A 16,686-nucleotide genomic window follows, 5' to 3' on the forward strand; every position below is an offset into this window, starting at 1 on the left:
AACCGGCGGCTCGTCGCCACTGAATGGTTTCGAAATAATTTGTCCTGCAATGAGTCTCGGCACTCCAGGCGATCGACGCCCACGGCAGCATCAACCGTCGGTCCGGCGCCGGAAGACCCCCCGCGGTCGACTCGCGTGGCCTCGTCGACGTGCTGCCGACGAACTCACACTGGACTCAGAGGCAAAAGTTAGACGACCATCCAAACTTTGGTGGCGGAATGCAAGAATTGGTCGGTCGGGGTCGCCCCGCCCGCACGGAAGGCACCACATTGACCGAAGCTCCGGCCCTCGGCCGCCGGGAACGCAACAAGCAGCAGACGCGTGAGCGCCTGCTGATCGCTGCGCGCGAACTCCTCGCCTCCGAGGGAAGCGCTGCAACGGTGGAGATGATCGCCGAGCGTGCCGAGGTGTCACGGGCGACGTTCTTCAACTACTTCCCGAGCAAGGACGATCTGCTCACCGAGCTGTACGGGCAGCTGATGGGTACGTTCTCGCATGTCGTCGATGCCATGCTCGGCAAGCCACTCAGTACGTATGAGCGCGTGGTGGGTGTGTTCGTCGATTTCGCGCGGTCGTCGGTCGCCGACCCGGACTACATGCGGACGGTGACGAGCGAGATCGAACGGATCTCGTCGATGTCCGGGACACTCGGCGAACGCAGCCATGTGTTCACCTCGGAGGTACTGCGGCTCATCGAGCGCGGCGTCGAACAGCAGGACGTGCGGACCGATCATCCGCCGGAGTTTCTCGCCCAGATGGTGGCGGCCATCTATGTGTCGAGCATGCGGTACTGGCAGATCGACCCCGGCTTCGAGGTGAGCGAGAGCTTCGAGCGCGCCGGCCGGTACGCCGCGGAGTCGCTGCTGCCGCGGTAGGCGCCGGTCAATCGTCGGGGCGGGCGACGTCGGCCTCCCACCGTTCGCGGCGTTCGTCGTCGGTCTGCTCCCACCACGGGGTGCCGCGTTCTCCCAGGGCGATCTTCGCCGCCTGGACGCCCTGACGTGACTCGGGTGCGCCCTTCGACCGTTTCACGGCCCGACGCCACGCCATGAGGATCGACTGCAGTTCGGACCGGCGCTCGTCCGGGATCAGCGGATCCGTCGCCCGCCACTTCCGGCCGTTGACGACGATGTGGTGGCCGTCGGGGGTGTGCTCGGGCTCCGGCATGGTTTCCACGGTGCCATGCCGTTTGGGCGCCCCGTGTGACCGGGATCTCGTTGGGCGGCTCACCTGCGGTGTCGCGGGGGTCCGGACCGGCCTCTCAGGGTCTGCTTAAGTCTCACGAGGTAACTTCGCCGTGTCCTTGCCGATACCGAACTGTTACCCAATCTGAGATGGACAACGCTGTGCCTCAACACCGACTGACCACCGACACCACGACGCGTCCCGCCACCCGCGCCCTGCTCGACTCCACGTCGCGTACTCGGCGCCCCGGACGCCATCGCGCCACGTCGCGCTCCGCCACCCGCACCGCCCTTCATACAGGTGCTCTCGCCGCGTTCGTCGGTGCGGTCGGCCTGACTGCCGGGACCGCAGCACAGGCGTCGGCGCAGCCCGCTCCCCCGCCCGCGCCGAAGATCGCGCTGCCCGACAACGTGAAGCTCCCGGCCGGTCTGGTCCTGCCGCCCCAGATCGACGATCTCGCTCGCGACGTCCTGCCGCCGTCGGCGTTCGGCCCGGGCAGCTCCGACCTCCCCGGTATCAAGAAGGCCGTGAAGCCGGTCAGCGGCACCGTGACCTCGGGGTACGGCCCGCGCTGGGGCACCCACCACAACGGAGTCGACATCGCCAACAAAGTCGGAACGCCCATCTACGCCGTGACCGACGGCGTCGTCCTCGAGTCCGGCCCGGCCTCCGGCTTCGGCCAGTGGGTCCGCGTGAAGCAGGACGACGGCACCGTCGGCGTCTTCGGACACGTCAACGAGAGCTTCGTCCGCCCCGGCCAGCACGTACGCGCCGGACAGAAGATCGCAACCGTCGGCAACCGCGGCCAGTCCACCGGCCCCCACCTGCATTACGAGGTCTGGAACGCGAGTGGCACCAAGATCGACCCCCAAGCATGGCTCAACAAGCGTGGGGTTCACCCGTGACGGGTGCTCGCCTGTTCTGACCCACGATCCCACCGGCTCAGTCGGTGGGATCGTTTGCGTCTATCACTTGTCGGCGTTGCGATCGGATGCGCTCCCACGGACCGTCAGCGTGGTACCGATTGCAGAACCGTGGATATCCGAGCCGCGGCGTCGCGGACGCGATCGATCTTCTCCGACAACGCCTCTCCGCCGAATCCCTCGATGCGGCCGCCGATGCTGATCGAGGCGATCAGGCCGGCCGACCGGTCGGTGATCGGCGCGGCCACTGCCGCCACTCCGTCGAGATAGTCCGAGTCGCTCACCGAGTAACCGATCTCGCGAATCCGGTCGAGATGGCGAGTCAGATCTGCCGGATCTGTCAGGGTCCGATCGGTGAACGCAGGCAATTGATCGCGAATCCACCTCGCACGCAACTCATCCGACATTGCGAGCATCACCGTCGGCCCGGCTGCCGCGTGATACGGCAGGACGGTGCCCACCGAGATACCGGCGACGACGAGCGAGCTGTTCCCCTCCACGAGGTCGATGCAGACCGCCCCCTGTTCGGCGGGAACCATGAGGTAGGCGGTGTCCCCGAAGTCGCTCGCCAGGTCGGTCATGAAAGGTCTCGCCGCGGACCGGATGTCGAGCTCGCTCAACGCAGCCGAGCCGACTTCGAACACCCGCAGGCCGACGCGATAGGCGCCGCCGTCGGAGCGCTCGATCCACCCGGCGTGAATGAGGGTGGCCATGAGCCGATGCACGGTGGTCTTGTTCATCCCGCTGGCCGAGGTGAGCTCATTCAGTGTCCACGTCGGCCGGTCGGCGCTGAAGTGCTCGAGCAGCGTGCAGGCCTTCAGTACGGCACCGACGACTTCCCGGCTCGTAGGGGTCTCGGAATCGGCGGGCGTGGCCACGAGCGTGTCTCGCTTCCGGGTAGTTGGGCGACCGTCTCGGACATCTTACGAAGGGGCATCGCCTCAGGCGCCTTGACATGTGATCCAGCCCACCCTACCGTCTCGTATCGAGATGCGAAATGCATTCCGCAGTACGGAACGGAGATGATCACATGAGCGCACCCTCGCTCAAGGAACTCACGACGCGAGGCCTCGTCTATGCCCCGGGCGTCTGGGACGGGTTGACCGCACGCCTCGCCGACCAGGCCGGGTTCAGCGCGCTGTGCGCGTCGGGCTTCGCCGTTTCAGCTGCGCTGGGACTACCCGACGCCGAGCTATACACGATGTCCGAGAATCTGCAGGCCGTGCGAACGATCCGCTCGGCGTCGTCGCTTCCGTTGGTCGCCGACATCGACACCGGGTATGGCAACGCGGTCAACGCGGCCCGCACGGCGTCGAAGTTCGTCGACGCCGGGGTCGGCGGGATGTTCATGGAGGACCAGGTCTCGCCCAAGTCGTGCCCGATCTGCGTCGGGGATCCCGTCGACCTCGTCAGCGTCGAGGAGGCAACCGGAAAGATCCGTGCCGTGCGCGACGCGAGTCCCGATGATGTCCTGCTCATCGCGCGCACCGACGCTCGCGGTGACGAGGCCCTTCGTCGTGCTCACGCGTATGTCGAGGCCGGAGCCGACATGATCATGCCGGTCACCAAGTCATTCGAGACCGTCGAGGAATGGGAGCGCTGTCATTCAGCGGTCGGGGTACCCCTGATGGCGACCCTCACCGCGTCGACCTGGACCGAACGTGAGTTCACCCCGGAAGTGCTCGACCAGATCGGGGTTCGGCTCGCACTGCTACCCACCCAGGTGTTGATGGCGGTCACCGGAGCAGCCCAGAACACTCTTCGACGCCTTGCTGCCGGCGAAGCCCCGGCTCAGGTCAGCGCCGATGCGCTTCCGCACCACGAATTCGTCGATCTGATCGGTTTCGGCGAGGTCGAGGCCATGCAGCGCAAGTACCTTCCGGCGGCGCGGTGATGACGATCGGCCACACCATCACCGAGAAGATCCTCGCCCGCGCCACCGGCCTCGAGTCCGTGCGCGCCGGGGAGAATCATGCGGTTCGCCCGTCACGCATGATCGCCTACGACTTCCCCGGGTACACCGATGTCATGTTCAAGCAGATGCGCGACGACTTCGGGATCACCGAGCTCAAGGACCCGAGCAGGTATGTCGTGTTCATCGATCACATGCTGACGAAGGGCAACGAGCGCGAGGCGGAGGTTCACCAGGTAACGCGCGACTGGTGTGCGTTCTACGGCATCGAACTGCATGAGGCGCAGGGCATCGGCCACCAGCTCACGGCAGAACTGGGGCTCGCGATCCCCGGTGACTTCCTCGTGCACTTCGACGGTCACATCAGCGGCGTGGGCGCATTCAACGCCCTCGGCTGGGGTATCCGGCGGGACCTGATCGAGGCGTGGGTGACGGGGCAAATTTACCTCGACATCCCGGCCACCACACGGTTCGACCTCGTCGGAGAGTTCCCCGAGGGCGTCGACAGCCGCGATCTCGTCCACACCATCATCGAGATGGTCGGGGCCGACGGTTGCGCCCACCAAGTCATGGAGTTCGGCGGGCCAGGGGCCCGGGCCATGAAGATCGATCATCGGCAAGGCCTGTGCGGGATGGCGATGTTCACGGGTGCTGTCTCGGCGGTGTTCGAACTCGACGAGCTATCGCTCGACTACGCGCGGAAGGTCGCGCGAACGGATTTCGAACCCGTCCACCCCGATCCCGATGCCGTTTATGCCGCGCGGTACACCATCGATCTGAATGCACTCGTGCCCAAGGTGGTTCGGCCGGGATCGGCACGAGTCGCCAACACCGCCACCGCCCGTGAACTGGAAGGCACGCCGATCACCCGCGCGTTCATCGGTTCGTGTGCCAGCGGCCGGATAGAGGATCTCCGCGCGGCCGCACTGGTCCTCGATGGCCGGAAGGTCGCGCCGACCGTCGAACTCAACGTGGTACCCACGTCCCGCGAGGTCTTGGACCAGGCCGAGAAGGAGGGTCTGCTGGACGTCCTTCGCGCGGCGGGCGCGACGATCGCCATGTCGAGCTGCGACTTTTGCTTCGGTTATCAGCAGCCGTTACAGCCCGGCGAGAACTGCATCTCGACAGGTGTGCTCAACATCAACGGGCGCATGGGCAGCCCGGAGGCGAACATCTACATGGGGTCGCCCTACACCGTCGCCGCCAGCGCCGTCAGCGGTTCCATCGCGGAGTCGGTCCGATGAGCGCCTACCCGCCGCCACCCGATTCAATCGAAGGCAAGGTGGCGTGGATCTTCGGCGACGACTTCGACATCGATCTGGTGGTCGGCGTCTCCAACATCAAGTCCTACGATCCCGACCACCTGCGCACCGTGTGCATGAGCGCCTACGACCCCGGATTCGCCGATCGCGTATGTCCCGGCGACATCATCGTCGGCGGACGCAATTTCGGTTACGGCCATCCGCACTACCCACCGATGGTGGCGCTGCGCGATGCCGGAATCTCCGCCATCGTCGCCGAGTCCTTCTCCCCCGGCTTCTGGCGGGGTGAGACGTTCAACGGCATGCCGCTGATCACCATCCCAGGTGTGTCGTCGGCCGTGTCGGTCGACGAACCGGTCACCCTCGACTGGCGCACCGCAACGCTGCGGACCTCCGCCGGTGACGAACTCGTGGGCGCCCCGCCCAACCCCCGCACCATCCAGATCATCGAAGCAGGCGGCTCGTATCAGCTCCTGCTCGCCGAACACTCGCCCGCACGACAAGGACAGCCCTGATGACCAACGTGGAGAAGCCCGCTCGCGCCGACGACCGATCTCCTGGTGCAATGCCGCCGGACCCGCATCGAGCCGGCGAACCGCAGAAGTCGCCGGCCATGGCGCGGCGGGCCGCGATCGCCGGTGGCGTCGGCACCCTGATCGAGTACTACGACTTCGCCGTCTACGGCTTCCTCGCCGTGGTGATCGCACCGCTGTTCTTCCCGTCGGACAGCCCTGTTACATCGATTCTCGCTACGCTTGCGGTGTTCGGTGTCGCATACGTGGCGCGGCCACTGGGCGGCATCTTCTTCGGCCGTCTCGGCGACCGTCGCGGACGGCGTTCGGCACTGGTCGCGACCGTCGTCTGTATGGGTATCGCATGCGGCATCCTCGGTCTGCTGCCGACACACTCGTCGATCGGTGTCCTGGCGCCCATCCTGCTGGTGCTGGTGCGCCTGGCCCAGGGATTCTCCGCCGGTGGTGAGGTCGGTGGCGCCGCCACCTACATCGCCGAGTCGGCCCCGGCACACCGCCGCGGCTTCTTCGGCTCGTTCACCCCGATCGGTTCGACGCTCGGATTCGCCGTCGCAGCAGCCGTTGTCGGCCTCGTCACCCTCCTGACCACCGACGAACAGATGGAGTCATGGGGCTGGCGGATCCCGTTCCTACTCGCACTTCCACTCGCCCTGATCTGCCTCCGGGTGCGCATGAAGCTCGAGGACACACCGGAATTCGAGGAAATGGCCGAGAAGCAGGAGGTCGCCAAGAGCCCGTTGCTCGACGTCGTGCGGAACAACCCGAGGTCGGTACTCAAGGTGGTCGGCATCGCGATCGCCATGAACGGTTCGGGATACATCGGATTGACGTACTTCAACGTCTACCTGATCAACGACCTCGGCTTCAGCAAGGACTCCGTCTACTGGACATCGGCGATCGCCATCGCGTTGGCGTGCGCGACGTTCCCGATCAGCGGCATGATGACCGACCGCTTCGGACGTCGACCCGTGCTGCTATTCGGATACATCGCCTACATCGTGATCGCGTTCCCCGCGTTCATGATTCTCGGCGCCACCGGCAGCATCGTGGTCGTCGGGCTCGTCTACTTCGTCTACATGACGCTCAACGGAGTCGTGCAGGTTCCTGCGTTCCCGCTCTTCACCGAGCTGTTCCCCCGAGCCACCCGTTACACCGGTGTCTCGCTCGGGTTCAACATCGGCACCATCGCCGCGGGCGGGACCGCGCCGTATGTCGCGGCCCAGCTCGTCGAGTCGACAGGAAACGCCATGGCACCCGCCTACTGGGTCGTCGGCGTCTGCTTGATCGGTACCGTCACGCTGCTTGCCATTCGTGAGACCAACAGGACTGCACTTCCTGTGTAAGCGCGGTTCTTGTCGGAAGATTCAGTTGGCGAGGCGGGTTCGTTTGAACCTGCCTCGCCGGTTGGTGTTGCCTCATGTCGTCTGCGCCGAGTGGACATTCGTACGGCTACCAACTGGAGACAATCAAGCACCCTCCGTCGACGGGCGGTGTCGCCGTGTCAATCGGAGCGTGTCATGGGTGAGCACAGTCGACAACACGCTCGCGACATGCGCACGTGCTTACTATATGCGGTCAATAATTCGTCTCGAGAGCTCGTCCGAGTCAGCCTGCGATTCGTCCAGGGTGCTCAGCTCGGCCAGTATTTCGATTTCTATATCGCTGTACAAAACACCAGACTCGCGATCGGTATCCAGCTGCTCCAAGGCCCAATTGGACACTTCCAGCCAAGAACTCGATCCGGATGCCAGACTATTTACGGTCTTGATGATGGAGTCGCGTGCAGTCTCCGATCGGATGGCAACGTCCACCAATTCAGCGCGGTGGGGATCGTCGAGTGTCAGCGAGTCTGCCAGCGTATCGATATGCGGCAATAACTCACGACGGGCCACCGCGATTCGCCACCATCCGTCGTCGGTTCGGTCGGTACGTATTCCCCACGCGGCGGAAAACCGCCACGCAGTGTCGAATTCTGATGCATCGAAGTACTTGGCGGGCACCCAAGTGCAAACGAACGAGTCATTACGTACGAGGAAATACGACACGCTCTCAGAAATCACCATTGCGACGCCCGTATATGCACTGTTCACCGACAGGCTAAAGTCGAGCCGCTTCGACTGTGAATCGTCAGAGTAAGTTGAGTTGCAGAATAGGATCATCGGCCGCCCTTTCCTGGCCAGTAGTCAGGCCGTTTGTAGTAAGGTGAGCCCGGCCAAGGAGCGCTCTTGAATTTGAAATCGTCGGCGATACCCGTCGTCGGATTGTACACGTAGTGAATTTCTATCTTGGCCACGTTCTGCGAGTACTTTCGCCATCCGTCGCTGTCGGGCCACCGAGGATCGCTCATCCTGATCGGGAGCTCGAAGCCGGCCGCCGGGTTCGACATCGCCTCCTCCATGGCCAGCTTCTCGGTGAGATTATGGGGTTCCGTTCGTCCGGTTGTTCCGCGGCTCTCGACGCCTTCACTATCCCCGCAGCCTGCGGTCGGTGAGAGGCCGAGCGGATCGGCCCACACTGTGGGGTTCCCTGGGTAGGCGTGCGGATTCGGCGCGGGCGCCAGTCCCAGCGGATCAGGACTCATGTAACGCCCAGTCCCCGCGTGGTAATACCTATGGCGGTTGTAGTGAAGGCCGCTTTCGGAGTCGGCGTACTGACCAGGGAACGCCCACGGCGTTGACAAGCCAACCCACGTGCTCTCGCCGTAAAGAGTTCGTGCTGAGTGCCCGGCGACTTCGCCGGTGTGCGGGTCGACGAGTGCTGTTGGTGTCGCGATCTGATCTGTGACGATCGCGAAGAACTCTCGATCGACTTCGGTCTGGGTCCACGCGATGGGCCTGGACGGGCCGACCGTAGGTGAGCCGAGGTTGAGGCTCACGTCCGCGTCGGGTGCGCTGTTCCTTGAGTCAGCATCGTCCGTCGCCGTGATCAATTCTGTACTGCGCGTCTGTGCGAGAGGTGTGTACGCATTCGGCGCGAACGTCCAGGTGATCGCCTTCAGGCCAAGGTCGGACTCGGCGTCCAGCACGTCAGGCGCCGACTCCGTCTGTTCGATCAGCTGCTCGCCGTGCCAATGGAACCGCGTGACCGCGCCGGTTGCCGTGTTGGTCTTGCTGAGGCGGCGGCCGAGGTGGTCGTAGGTGTAGGTCCACACTGTCCCGTCGGGAGTGGTCACGCTGCGCAGTCGATCGTGAACGTCCCAGACGTACTGCCACACATCGGGTTTGCGCGACAGTCGCCGACGACTCATCGAGGTGAGGCGAGAGGCGGGGTCGTAGCGGTACGACGTCCGGCCGTCGTCGATGAGCAGGGTGCCGGCGTATCGCCAGCGGGGACCCTTCGAGGCTCGGCTAGCGCCTCGCACCTCAGGGAGCGGGGGCTGGCCGCTGTCTTGCGGGTCAGCCGGCGTGGTCCCCGCCCGCGAGTCAGCAATCCCGTATCCGGTGATGTTGCCGCTGGCGTCGTAGGTCAGTCGTTCGGTGCCGGCGGGACTGACCGCTGCAGTGATCCGCCCAAGTACATCGACCTGGTAGTCGGTCCGGCCGCGATTGGCGAGCGTCGTCGTCGAAGCGGTGAGGATGCCGTCGGCGCGGTAGGCATATTCTGCTCGTGCGACGGTGCGTTCCGGTCCCCCGCCGGGCGGTCCGCTCGAACCGAGGTTCAGCGTCGCCGGATTCGCAGAGACTGTCGCAACTGATCGACCAACGAGCCGTCCGACCGGATCCCACGACGAGTCGATCGCCGTGCCCTCGAAGCGCCGACGCTGCTCGCGTCCAGTTGCGCTGGTGGTTATGTCGCAGGTACGACCCGCGGACGAGACGAAGTCGAGCACGCCGCGAGGGTCGTAGCCGTAGCGGGTGTGGACCGCCGTCGGCGTCGTCACCGACGCCAGCCTTCCCGCGCCGGTCCACCCCGACTCGATCACCCAGTCGGTAGACCCGTCGTTCACGCCGGTCAGTTGCGGCATTCCCGCAGCGGTGTAGGTCGAGTGCCACCGTCCGAACGCACCGACGACACTCTCCGGCCGCCAGGCGGAGTCGTAGCTGTACTCGGTGACCTCCCCATCGTAGTCGGGGTGCAACGGGTCAGAACAACGTTCGGCGACAACACGACCGGCGGCGTCGTACTCGAATGCCACCGCCTGCCCGGCAGCGTTCGTCCGCGTGGCGAGTCGTCCGCCGGCGTCGTAGGCGTACGTCGTTGTCGCGCCGTTGAAGTCGGTCTCGGACTGCAACGACCCGTCCGCGTTGTACGAGTAACTCCACACCAAACCGTCCGGGTTGGTGACCGCGACGAGCCGGCGTGCGGTGTCGTAGGTGAACGCGGTTCGCGAACCATCAGCATCGATCCGTGCGACCGGCAGGTCGTAGTGGCCGTACTCCCATCGAGTGGTCGCGCCGACGGGATCGACGTAGGCGACGCAGTTGCCCTCGCCGTCGTACTCCCACCGCGACTGTCCACCATCGGGAGCGACGAGACTGGTCCGGTTGCCCATAGTGTCGTACCCGACGGTGGTTCTGGCGCCCTCGGCGTCGACGACCTCGACCGGCCGCCCGAACGCGTCGTATCTGATCCGCGTCGTGTTGCCGAGCATGTCGATGATCTCGGTGGGTAGTCCGGCCGCGTTGTTGCGGTAGCGAACCATCACGCCGTCGGGATCCGTGTGCGACGTCAGCGCACCGTGGTCGTCGTAGGCGTACGACGTGACCGCGCCGGCATTGTCGGTCACCGTCAGCGGACTTCCATCGTCGGTGTAGGCGATACGCGTAATGACCGGCCCCGGTTCGACGATCCGGCCCGGCCGTCCCGGACCCGCGTAATTCACTTCCGTTGCTGCGCCGTCGGGTCCGACGATCCGCTCGACATCACCGAAAGCGTTGTAGTGCAGACGCGTCGAGAGTCCATCTGCACCGCTGAGCACCATCGGTTGTCGACTGTCGTTGTAGTCGGTCCGAGTGATCCGACCCAGCGCGTCGATCTCCTGCCGCACCCGATTGTCTGCATCAATGCCGTACAGCGTCGTTGCGCCGACTGCGTCCGTGTAGGTCGTGATCGATCCTGGACCCGCCGTTCGGAGTTGGTAGTCGAACCGCCCGGACCACACTCCGTTCATGCCCGATTGGATGGTCACACGGCCGAGGTCGTCGTACCGGTTCCAGTACTCCATCCCGATCGAGTCGCGCCACCAGGTCATCCGCCCGACGGCGTCGTAGCCGAAACAGGTTGTCGCACCGACGGCATTGGTCGACGCTGCGAGATCGCCGCGATGGTATGTGAAGGTGCACAACTGCTGGTCGACAGGCACGCCGCCCACTCCGGCAACCAGACGGTAGCTGAGGATCCGGGACCCATCGCACTGCACGTCGATGCGGTAACCGGCGGAATGCTCGACCGCAGAGGGTCTTCCGTGCTCGTCGAAGACGAAACGGATCCGGTTGTGATGACGGTCGGTCATGGCAGAGACAGCGATGCTGCCAGCCGCGACGTCGACGCCGTTCAGCTCCGGGATCGGGATGAAGAACCAGCTGACGAGCGTGCGGACATGGGTCAGCTGGTAGCCGTCTGTCGCCGTCGCTCGCAGTTCCCAGTCGGTGTCGTTCACACTCCGCGACACGGAGTCGTCCTGCGGCTTAGGGAAATTGGTCATGGTGCCGTCGGCGTCGACGATGGTCACCAGGTCGTCGGAGACGATGGCGCGGGCGTCGAAGGTGGACGGTGTCGTCGGTCCGAGCCATCGACCCCACCGGTATCGCGATCGATGTCGGTGCGTGAGCCGCAGGGGCAGAACTCCGGGTAGGTCGACGTCGGTCAGCGGGAGGAAGTACTCGCCGGTGGCGACGTTGACAGGCTCGCCGTTGCTGCGACACTGCTCCGGGGACTCGTTGCCCTCGCTGGTGTCGGCACGTTCCGTCGAGTCCGCGTCAGTGCGTTCGGGGTGGCCGGCGTCGTTGGGTTCGCCGGTGTCGTTGTCCGGGGTGGAGTTGGTTCCGTCTGGGTTGTCGCCGTCCGGTCGATTGCCGGGTGCGGGGTCTCGCGGCGACGACGGCGCGTCGGGACTCACTGGGCGTGGGGCGGCCGATTGGCGTTCCGGAGTGAACGGGCGGTCCGGAATCACAGTCGGTGGGATCGGCCGGTCGTCGGGACCGCTGCGTGGCGGGTGAGGCGTTGGGTCCGGCACGTTCCGTGCGCTGGGTTCAGGCACGTGATGAGCGTTGGACGGGACTGGACGACTGCGATCGACGTCGCGTGGCGGCGTGGACTCGGGTGTGGTTCGTGCAGGCGGCGTGCGGTCCGGGGTGTGGTCGGGTGCGCGCGGAGGGGCCGAGGGGGCATCCGCGCGGCTCGGAGTGCCGGGCGTCGGCGCCGCACCCGGCTTCGGTTGCGGGGCATCGGGTGTGGCATGAGGCGTCGAGATCGGATGATGACCGCCGACCGGTGTGACGGGCCCAGTGGCGGGAGCGTCGGCCTGTTCTGGCGTGCGTGTCGGGGAGTCGACTGCGTCGGGTCGAGTTGTCGGCGCATCGGGATGGATCGAGGCCGGCGTGGGGCGTGGACCAGGCGCGTCTGAGTCGGGTCGCGTGTGAGGTGTTGTCGGACTTGCTGGTTCGTCGGCTTTAGGCGGGTGTCCGCTCGTCGGCTCGTCGTGTCGGGTTGGGGTCCGGTCGACGACGGGTTCGTCGGGCTTGGGCGCCGACGGTTCATGGTGCGTCGGGTTCGGTGCGCCATCGCGGTCGTCGGCGTTGTGTCCGGGAGTGGACTGGCCGGGTGAATGGTCGCCACCGGGTGCGGCTGCGGGAGTGGTGGTGTCGCCACGGTTGGGTCCCGGCGGGTCGTCGTCGCCCAGGTTTCGTGGAGCTGACGGATTGTCCGCGGGTGCCGGCGTCGGGGAGCCCGGCCCGTCCGAGACGGGGGCGGGACCGGGCTCAGGTTTCGGAGCGGGCGCCGGGGTCTCGGGACTGGGTGCGTGTGGGCCGGGGCCGTCGGCAGGTCCGCCGGCGACGGGCTGATCCGGCGACGCAGCGTCGGGGCGCGGTGCGGGCGGTTCCAGTGCTCCTCCGCTGGGCGGAGGGTCGACGACGCCCGGCGGTGCAGCAGCGTCGGGCGTGGAAGCTGGATTCGACGTGCCAGCGGGCGTCGGGGGCTCGCCCGGAGGGGCTTCCGGCGCGGGACCGTCAGCTCGAGGGGCCGGAGGCGCGTCGTGATCGACGGCGATGTCGGCGCCATGGCGGCCTGGCAGCTCGGCACTGGGACTGGCTCCAGGTGTGTCTGGCGTCGACCCGTGCGGCGCGCGTGACGTAGGTGCCGATGCGGGTGGGGTGTCGGGGCGATGTGGTGAGGGACGTGGATGGGGGTTAGGTGACGGGGTCGCCGCGTCGCGAACTGCCTTCGGCAGCAGGTTGACGCCCTTGGGCCCAGGAAGCGCCGCCATTGCCGTGTTGGCGACAACATTGCCCAGCGACGATGCTGGATCGGTGGACCAGCCGGACCCGGCGAAGTTCCGCACGAATTGGTCAGGGTGCGCGACCTGATGAACGATCCCCGTGACCATGGACGCTGAGTTGCGCATGTACTCATGAGGATTCGCGATGTTGTATGGGTTCTGGGGGCTCAGCATGTTGAGCCCTTTGAACACTTCGGTGACCGCGCCGAGTCCCCCGGCCCCGAAGTGCGCGATAGCCATAGAGCCGGCAGTGCCGACGTCGGTGGCAGTCATTCGCGCCTGATCGAACGCCGACGGCATCGGCGGAGCCATGTTCGCTGCGCCGCTCAGTTCGGCCTTGACCCCCGAAGCTGAGGCGTTTCGGTGGTCGCGGCCGACTTGCAAGACTCGCTCTGCCTCGGCCTTGTACCCGGGCCACGGGTTTGGTCCGGGGTGAGTGGGCGGCGTGTCGCGGCGATCGTGCTTGTAGTCGTCGAGTTCGTCGTTGTAGGTGTCGGCTTTCGTGACCCACTCATCCCGCTTACGCTCGCCCTCTTCCCAGATGCGGACGGCCTCCGCGGCCTTTTGCTGTGCGAAGGTGATGACCCCGGACCAACCGGCTAGTGCAGCAGCCGCTTTGGTGGCTGCGTCGCCGGCTTCGAACCACAGCGGGACCTGGTGGGCGGTCGCGTCTTGGAACCCTGATTCACCGGACCCGGTCCATTCGCCGACCGAGATCCCTCGCAAGCCTTGCCCGGCCTTGATGAAGTCGCCGGCGAACCCGGTGAACTTATCCGCGAGAGCGGTGATTCCCGCAGGGTCGCCGAGTATCAGTTCCTTCGGATCCTTGGTCTGCTCGAGGTTCTTTTCGCCGGGCATAGCGCCCAGCGAGTTCGCGATGTCGTCGCCCAAGTCCTCGACGCCGGTAGCGATGCTGTCGAGCCCGATCGCGCGCAGGCCGCCACCGATGACATCGGTGGCGTCGTTGACCAGTCCCCCAACGAACTCCTTGCCGTCTTCGAGGGCATCGAAGAGACCCATTCAGTTGGTCGCCCCCGTCGGACTCCGCTCGCCTTCGGTGCCCGCGTCGGGCGGAGAATCCGCGGTGAACCCATCGGTCTTGAATCCGTCGATCGTGTCGGTGATCAACGTCGATGGGTTGAGCTGGTGACGGACAATCGTCTCGAGATCGTCGACCACCGACCTGTTTTCCTCGGCGAACTTTCGATGCCGCTCCATCTCCTCCGGGGTAAGCGCCCATTTGGGGTCCGTGATGGCGTCTCGGTGGTGATTCCACAACTCACCCCACGACATCTCCTTGACCTCCTCCGGGGAGAGGCCAGGATCTCCGAAGAGGTCGGTCGCATAGTTCTTGAGTAGGTCACCCGCCCACTTCTCTTCGCGCTCGTAGTAGCTTGCGCCAAGTTCGAGGCCAATAGAGATTTGGGCTGCGCCGGTGACCAACGCCCGAACGCCCCATTCCCAACGGTCGCAGTACTCCTCGAGTCCGGTCTTCGGATCGGCATGGCCAATCGTGCGGCCGTCAAGGTCGAGGTCACCATAACCACGACCGATCGCGGCGCTGTAGTCCGATCCGACGCCAGTGTCGGCAAGCCCCTCGATGACACCGTTGATGCCGTCGCGAGCCATTTCGAGAACCACAGGGTCGACATGCAGGTTCTCAATCATCGGACTACCTCGCCCTCGTCGTCGTAGTAGCAGTGTGGCGTCAACTCGCGGGACGGCGGGAACGTCATCGTCGACGGCGACGCGGGGTCGACGACGAGGCCAGTGGGTTCGCGCGCCTGGTCGAGGACTCGGTCGATCAGCGAGTGACCGGGAACGTCGAGGTAACGGACCTCGTTCAGGTCGCGGTCGGTGAGTTCGGCAAACTCGCGCAATCGCTCCGAGGTCGTGAACGCCAGCATCCACGGGATACCGGCCTCCACCAGCGTGAACAGGCGTCCGTGGAGGTCGAGAGGTATGACCAGTGTGACATCACGGAGGGCATCGTAGAGCCGAGGTGGATCGCCGAAACCGGACAAATACGCCCGCACCTCATCGACATATGTCGTCATCACCGGACTCCCCCGCAGTCATCACCGTGCCGGTTGATGCTAGATCATGAACGAGGTGCTTTCGTGGTGGTGTCCACAGGTCGGTTGACCCTGCATTCGCGGTGACGCCAGACTGAGTACCGTCCGACTGTCGTCTGTGAAGGACTCGCCAATCTCGTTTCCGCTCGAGGCCACGTGATGTGGGGTGGATCCAGAATTTGCCACCGCGCGCGTGTGTCGCGAGTTCGTCCACAACTCGGGAGCCATCATCACAATGACCCGGCGTCGTACTAGTCTGTTCGACGAGTCGGCCCCAGCACGGGTCCGTGACCGGGAGGGGGACCCATGAGCACGCCATTCGCCGACGACTCTCTGCTGCCCCAGGCCGTCCCGGAAATGCCGGTCAGCCCGCACGGTCGAGAAACTGTACTGCGATCAGAGCGTGCTGACTGGGAGCGTCGCGCCGCTGTGGCTCGGGACACGCAGGAGGCAATGGAGGAGGCACAGGCTCTTCTCAAGGGTGTCATCGACGCCAACTACCTCGGCAAGTGCGTCGAGGGCGAGCAGCTCTTCGGCATGTTCCAGTCATCTGTCGCGACTCTCGCTGACGAATGTAGAAGTCAGGCAATACGCGCTCGTGTCCTCGCTGAGCAGTGTCGCATCGCCGGTGCGGCGATCGACGAGACTGACGTCCAAGGCGCCAAAGATCTTGACGCGTAACGGCATGAGCGGGAGGATGTCCTGCCTGCTAGCGGCGGTAATGATCGGTTCGGCGCTCGTGGGGTGCAGTACAACCGGAACTCCGATTCCTGAGCCAGAAGCAGCAAGCAAGCACACAAGTACAACGCCCGCCGTACGTCAAACTGACGATGCAGGAAGGGGCTTGCCGTTCAGGACTGAGTTCCCAAATCGGTGGAACGTGAACAATAACGGTTCTTCGTACGAGCCGTGCACGCAAGTTTCGGACGACGTGTTGAATCGGTTCGGACTGATCGCCGCGTCTGTGTCTGATGTCGCGGGGTCAGATTTCCAGACTGCGCGCGGTTGTCGTTGGAAGTACCACGACGACAACAGCTCCTACATCTCGCAGTTCGTTGGAAACATACTTCGCCCAGAAGAGGGACTTACGGGACACAAAGCGCTCACTTCTCCCGGGAAGTCCTGGTTGCCAGACAGATCGATAAACGGGCGACGAGTGCTCGCAAGCTCTATCGGCACTGGGGACTGCTCGGTTCACGTCCGGTCTGGTGATGCAGTTGTAGTCACGTCGGTGACCAGATTCGACTTGGAACCGCCTCCGGTCGCTGAAATATGCGCCACCGCGAGTGACTTTCTTCGTGCGACACTAGATGAGATCCCTTCGTAAATTCTTGCGTCACAGGCACTAAACATTAAGC

General features: G+C 65.0%; 14 protein-coding genes and 1 pseudogene. 8 read left to right on the plus strand and 7 right to left on the minus strand.

From position 1 onward, the window contains the following. The first annotated feature begins 269 nt into the window (after window positions 1-269). A complete protein-coding gene (locus tag CA982_RS08435) occupies window positions 270-875 on the plus strand; it encodes a TetR/AcrR family transcriptional regulator (protein ID WP_086534923.1) in 606 nt (201 codons plus the stop codon). Window positions 876-882: 7 nt separating this feature from the next. On the opposite strand, the gene CA982_RS08440 is transcribed toward CA982_RS08435, so the two are convergent. Continuing rightward, window positions 883-1,167, minus strand: a complete 285-nt coding sequence (locus tag CA982_RS08440; RefSeq protein ID WP_086534878.1) for a hypothetical protein — start codon at window positions 1,165-1,167, stop codon at window positions 883-885. A 167-nt stretch (window positions 1,168-1,334) separates the two neighbouring features. On the opposite strand from CA982_RS08440, the gene CA982_RS08445 reads away from it, so the two are divergent. Next, entirely contained in the window at window positions 1,335-2,090 is a 756-nt protein-coding gene (locus CA982_RS08445) for a M23 family metallopeptidase (protein ID WP_086534879.1), read from the plus strand. Between the two features lie 104 nt (window positions 2,091-2,194). On the opposite strand, the gene CA982_RS08450 is transcribed toward CA982_RS08445, so the two are convergent. Continuing rightward, window positions 2,195-2,986 (minus strand): IclR family transcriptional regulator, encoded by a 792-nt coding sequence (locus tag CA982_RS08450; RefSeq protein WP_086534880.1) that lies wholly within the window; start codon window positions 2,984-2,986, stop codon window positions 2,195-2,197. A 152-nt stretch (window positions 2,987-3,138) separates the two neighbouring features. Here CA982_RS08450 and CA982_RS08455 point away from each other — a divergent pair, with 152 nt between their 5' ends. From CA982_RS08455 to CA982_RS08470, 4 genes are read left to right on the plus strand one after another with little or no spacing between them, the layout of a single operon-like run. Then, window positions 3,139-4,002 (plus strand): isocitrate lyase/PEP mutase family protein, encoded by an 864-nt coding sequence (locus CA982_RS08455; RefSeq protein WP_086534881.1) that lies wholly within the window; start codon window positions 3,139-3,141, stop codon window positions 4,000-4,002. Next, entirely contained in the window at window positions 4,002-5,264 is a 1,263-nt protein-coding gene (locus CA982_RS08460; RefSeq protein WP_208617912.1) for a 3-isopropylmalate dehydratase large subunit, read from the plus strand. Before CA982_RS08455 ends, CA982_RS08460 begins: the two co-directional genes overlap by 1 nt. Further along, entirely contained in the window at window positions 5,261-5,797 is a 537-nt protein-coding gene (locus CA982_RS08465) for a 3-isopropylmalate dehydratase small subunit (RefSeq protein ID WP_086534882.1), read from the plus strand. The genes CA982_RS08460 and CA982_RS08465 overlap by 4 nt, the downstream gene beginning before the upstream one ends. After that, a complete protein-coding gene (locus tag CA982_RS08470; RefSeq protein ID WP_086534883.1) occupies window positions 5,797-7,158 on the plus strand; it encodes an MFS transporter in 1,362 nt (453 codons plus the stop codon). The genes CA982_RS08465 and CA982_RS08470 overlap by 1 nt, the downstream gene beginning before the upstream one ends. A gap of 222 nt (window positions 7,159-7,380) precedes the next feature. Here the strand turns inward: CA982_RS08470 and CA982_RS08475 are convergent, their stop codons facing one another. The 5 genes and pseudogenes from CA982_RS08475 to CA982_RS08490 form a co-directional block, all read right to left on the minus strand. Continuing rightward, a complete protein-coding gene (locus CA982_RS08475) occupies window positions 7,381-7,905 on the minus strand; it encodes a hypothetical protein (protein ID WP_144066004.1) in 525 nt (174 codons plus the stop codon). A 65-nt stretch (window positions 7,906-7,970) separates the two neighbouring features. Continuing rightward, complete coding sequence (locus CA982_RS26850) at window positions 7,971-11,873, minus strand: RHS repeat-associated core domain-containing protein (RefSeq protein ID WP_244176178.1); 3,903 nt, start codon at window positions 11,871-11,873, stop codon at window positions 7,971-7,973. 1,686 nt (window positions 11,874-13,559) lie between these two features. Further along, a pseudogene (locus CA982_RS27120) lies at window positions 13,560-14,273 on the minus strand (putative T7SS-secreted protein); the annotation flags it as partial. Next, a complete protein-coding gene (locus CA982_RS08485; RefSeq protein ID WP_086534886.1) occupies window positions 14,274-14,921 on the minus strand; it encodes a hypothetical protein in 648 nt (215 codons plus the stop codon). After that, window positions 14,918-15,310 carry an SseB family protein gene (locus CA982_RS08490; RefSeq protein ID WP_086534887.1) on the minus strand — a complete coding sequence of 131 codons (393 nt, stop codon included), beginning with the start codon at window positions 15,308-15,310 and terminating at the stop codon, window positions 14,918-14,920. Before CA982_RS08490 ends, CA982_RS08485 begins: the two co-directional genes overlap by 4 nt. Window positions 15,311-15,634: 324 nt before the next feature. On the opposite strand from CA982_RS08490, the gene CA982_RS08495 reads away from it, so the two are divergent. Then, window positions 15,635-16,009, plus strand: coding sequence for a hypothetical protein (locus CA982_RS08495; RefSeq protein WP_086534888.1), 375 nt, complete (start codon window positions 15,635-15,637; stop codon window positions 16,007-16,009). A gap of 40 nt (window positions 16,010-16,049) precedes the next feature. Further along, complete coding sequence (locus CA982_RS08500; protein WP_244176179.1) at window positions 16,050-16,655, plus strand: DUF3558 domain-containing protein; 606 nt, start codon at window positions 16,050-16,052, stop codon at window positions 16,653-16,655. Window positions 16,656-16,686 lie beyond the last annotated feature (31 nt).

Source organism: Gordonia lacunae (genome assembly GCF_002149015.1).
In the GTDB taxonomy this organism is placed as follows: domain Bacteria; phylum Actinomycetota; class Actinomycetes; order Mycobacteriales; family Mycobacteriaceae; genus Gordonia; species Gordonia lacunae.

Excerpts from the sequence above, each read along its gene's own strand:
- CA982_RS08465 (WP_086534882.1), top strand. The coding sequence starts at position 5,261 with ATGAGCGCCTACCCGCCGCCACCCGATTCAATCGAAGGCAAGGTGGCG.
- CA982_RS08455 (WP_086534881.1), top strand. The coding sequence starts at position 3,139 with ATGAGCGCACCCTCGCTCAAGGAACTCACGACGCGAGGCCTCGTCTAT.
- CA982_RS08490 (WP_086534887.1), bottom strand. The coding sequence starts at position 15,310 with ATGACGACATATGTCGATGAGGTGCGGGCGTATTTGTCCGGTTTCGGC.
- CA982_RS08445 (WP_086534879.1), top strand. The coding sequence starts at position 1,335 with ATGGACAACGCTGTGCCTCAACACCGACTGACCACCGACACCACGACG.
- CA982_RS08440 (WP_086534878.1), bottom strand. The coding sequence starts at position 1,167 with ATGCCGGAGCCCGAGCACACCCCCGACGGCCACCACATCGTCGTCAAC.
- CA982_RS08500 (WP_244176179.1), top strand. The coding sequence starts at position 16,050 with ATGATCGGTTCGGCGCTCGTGGGGTGCAGTACAACCGGAACTCCGATT.
- CA982_RS08460 (WP_208617912.1), top strand. The coding sequence starts at position 4,002 with ATGACGATCGGCCACACCATCACCGAGAAGATCCTCGCCCGCGCCACC.
- CA982_RS08470 (WP_086534883.1), top strand. The coding sequence starts at position 5,797 with ATGACCAACGTGGAGAAGCCCGCTCGCGCCGACGACCGATCTCCTGGT.
- CA982_RS08495 (WP_086534888.1), top strand. The coding sequence starts at position 15,635 with ATGAGCACGCCATTCGCCGACGACTCTCTGCTGCCCCAGGCCGTCCCG.
- CA982_RS08485 (WP_086534886.1), bottom strand. The coding sequence starts at position 14,921 with ATGATTGAGAACCTGCATGTCGACCCTGTGGTTCTCGAAATGGCTCGC.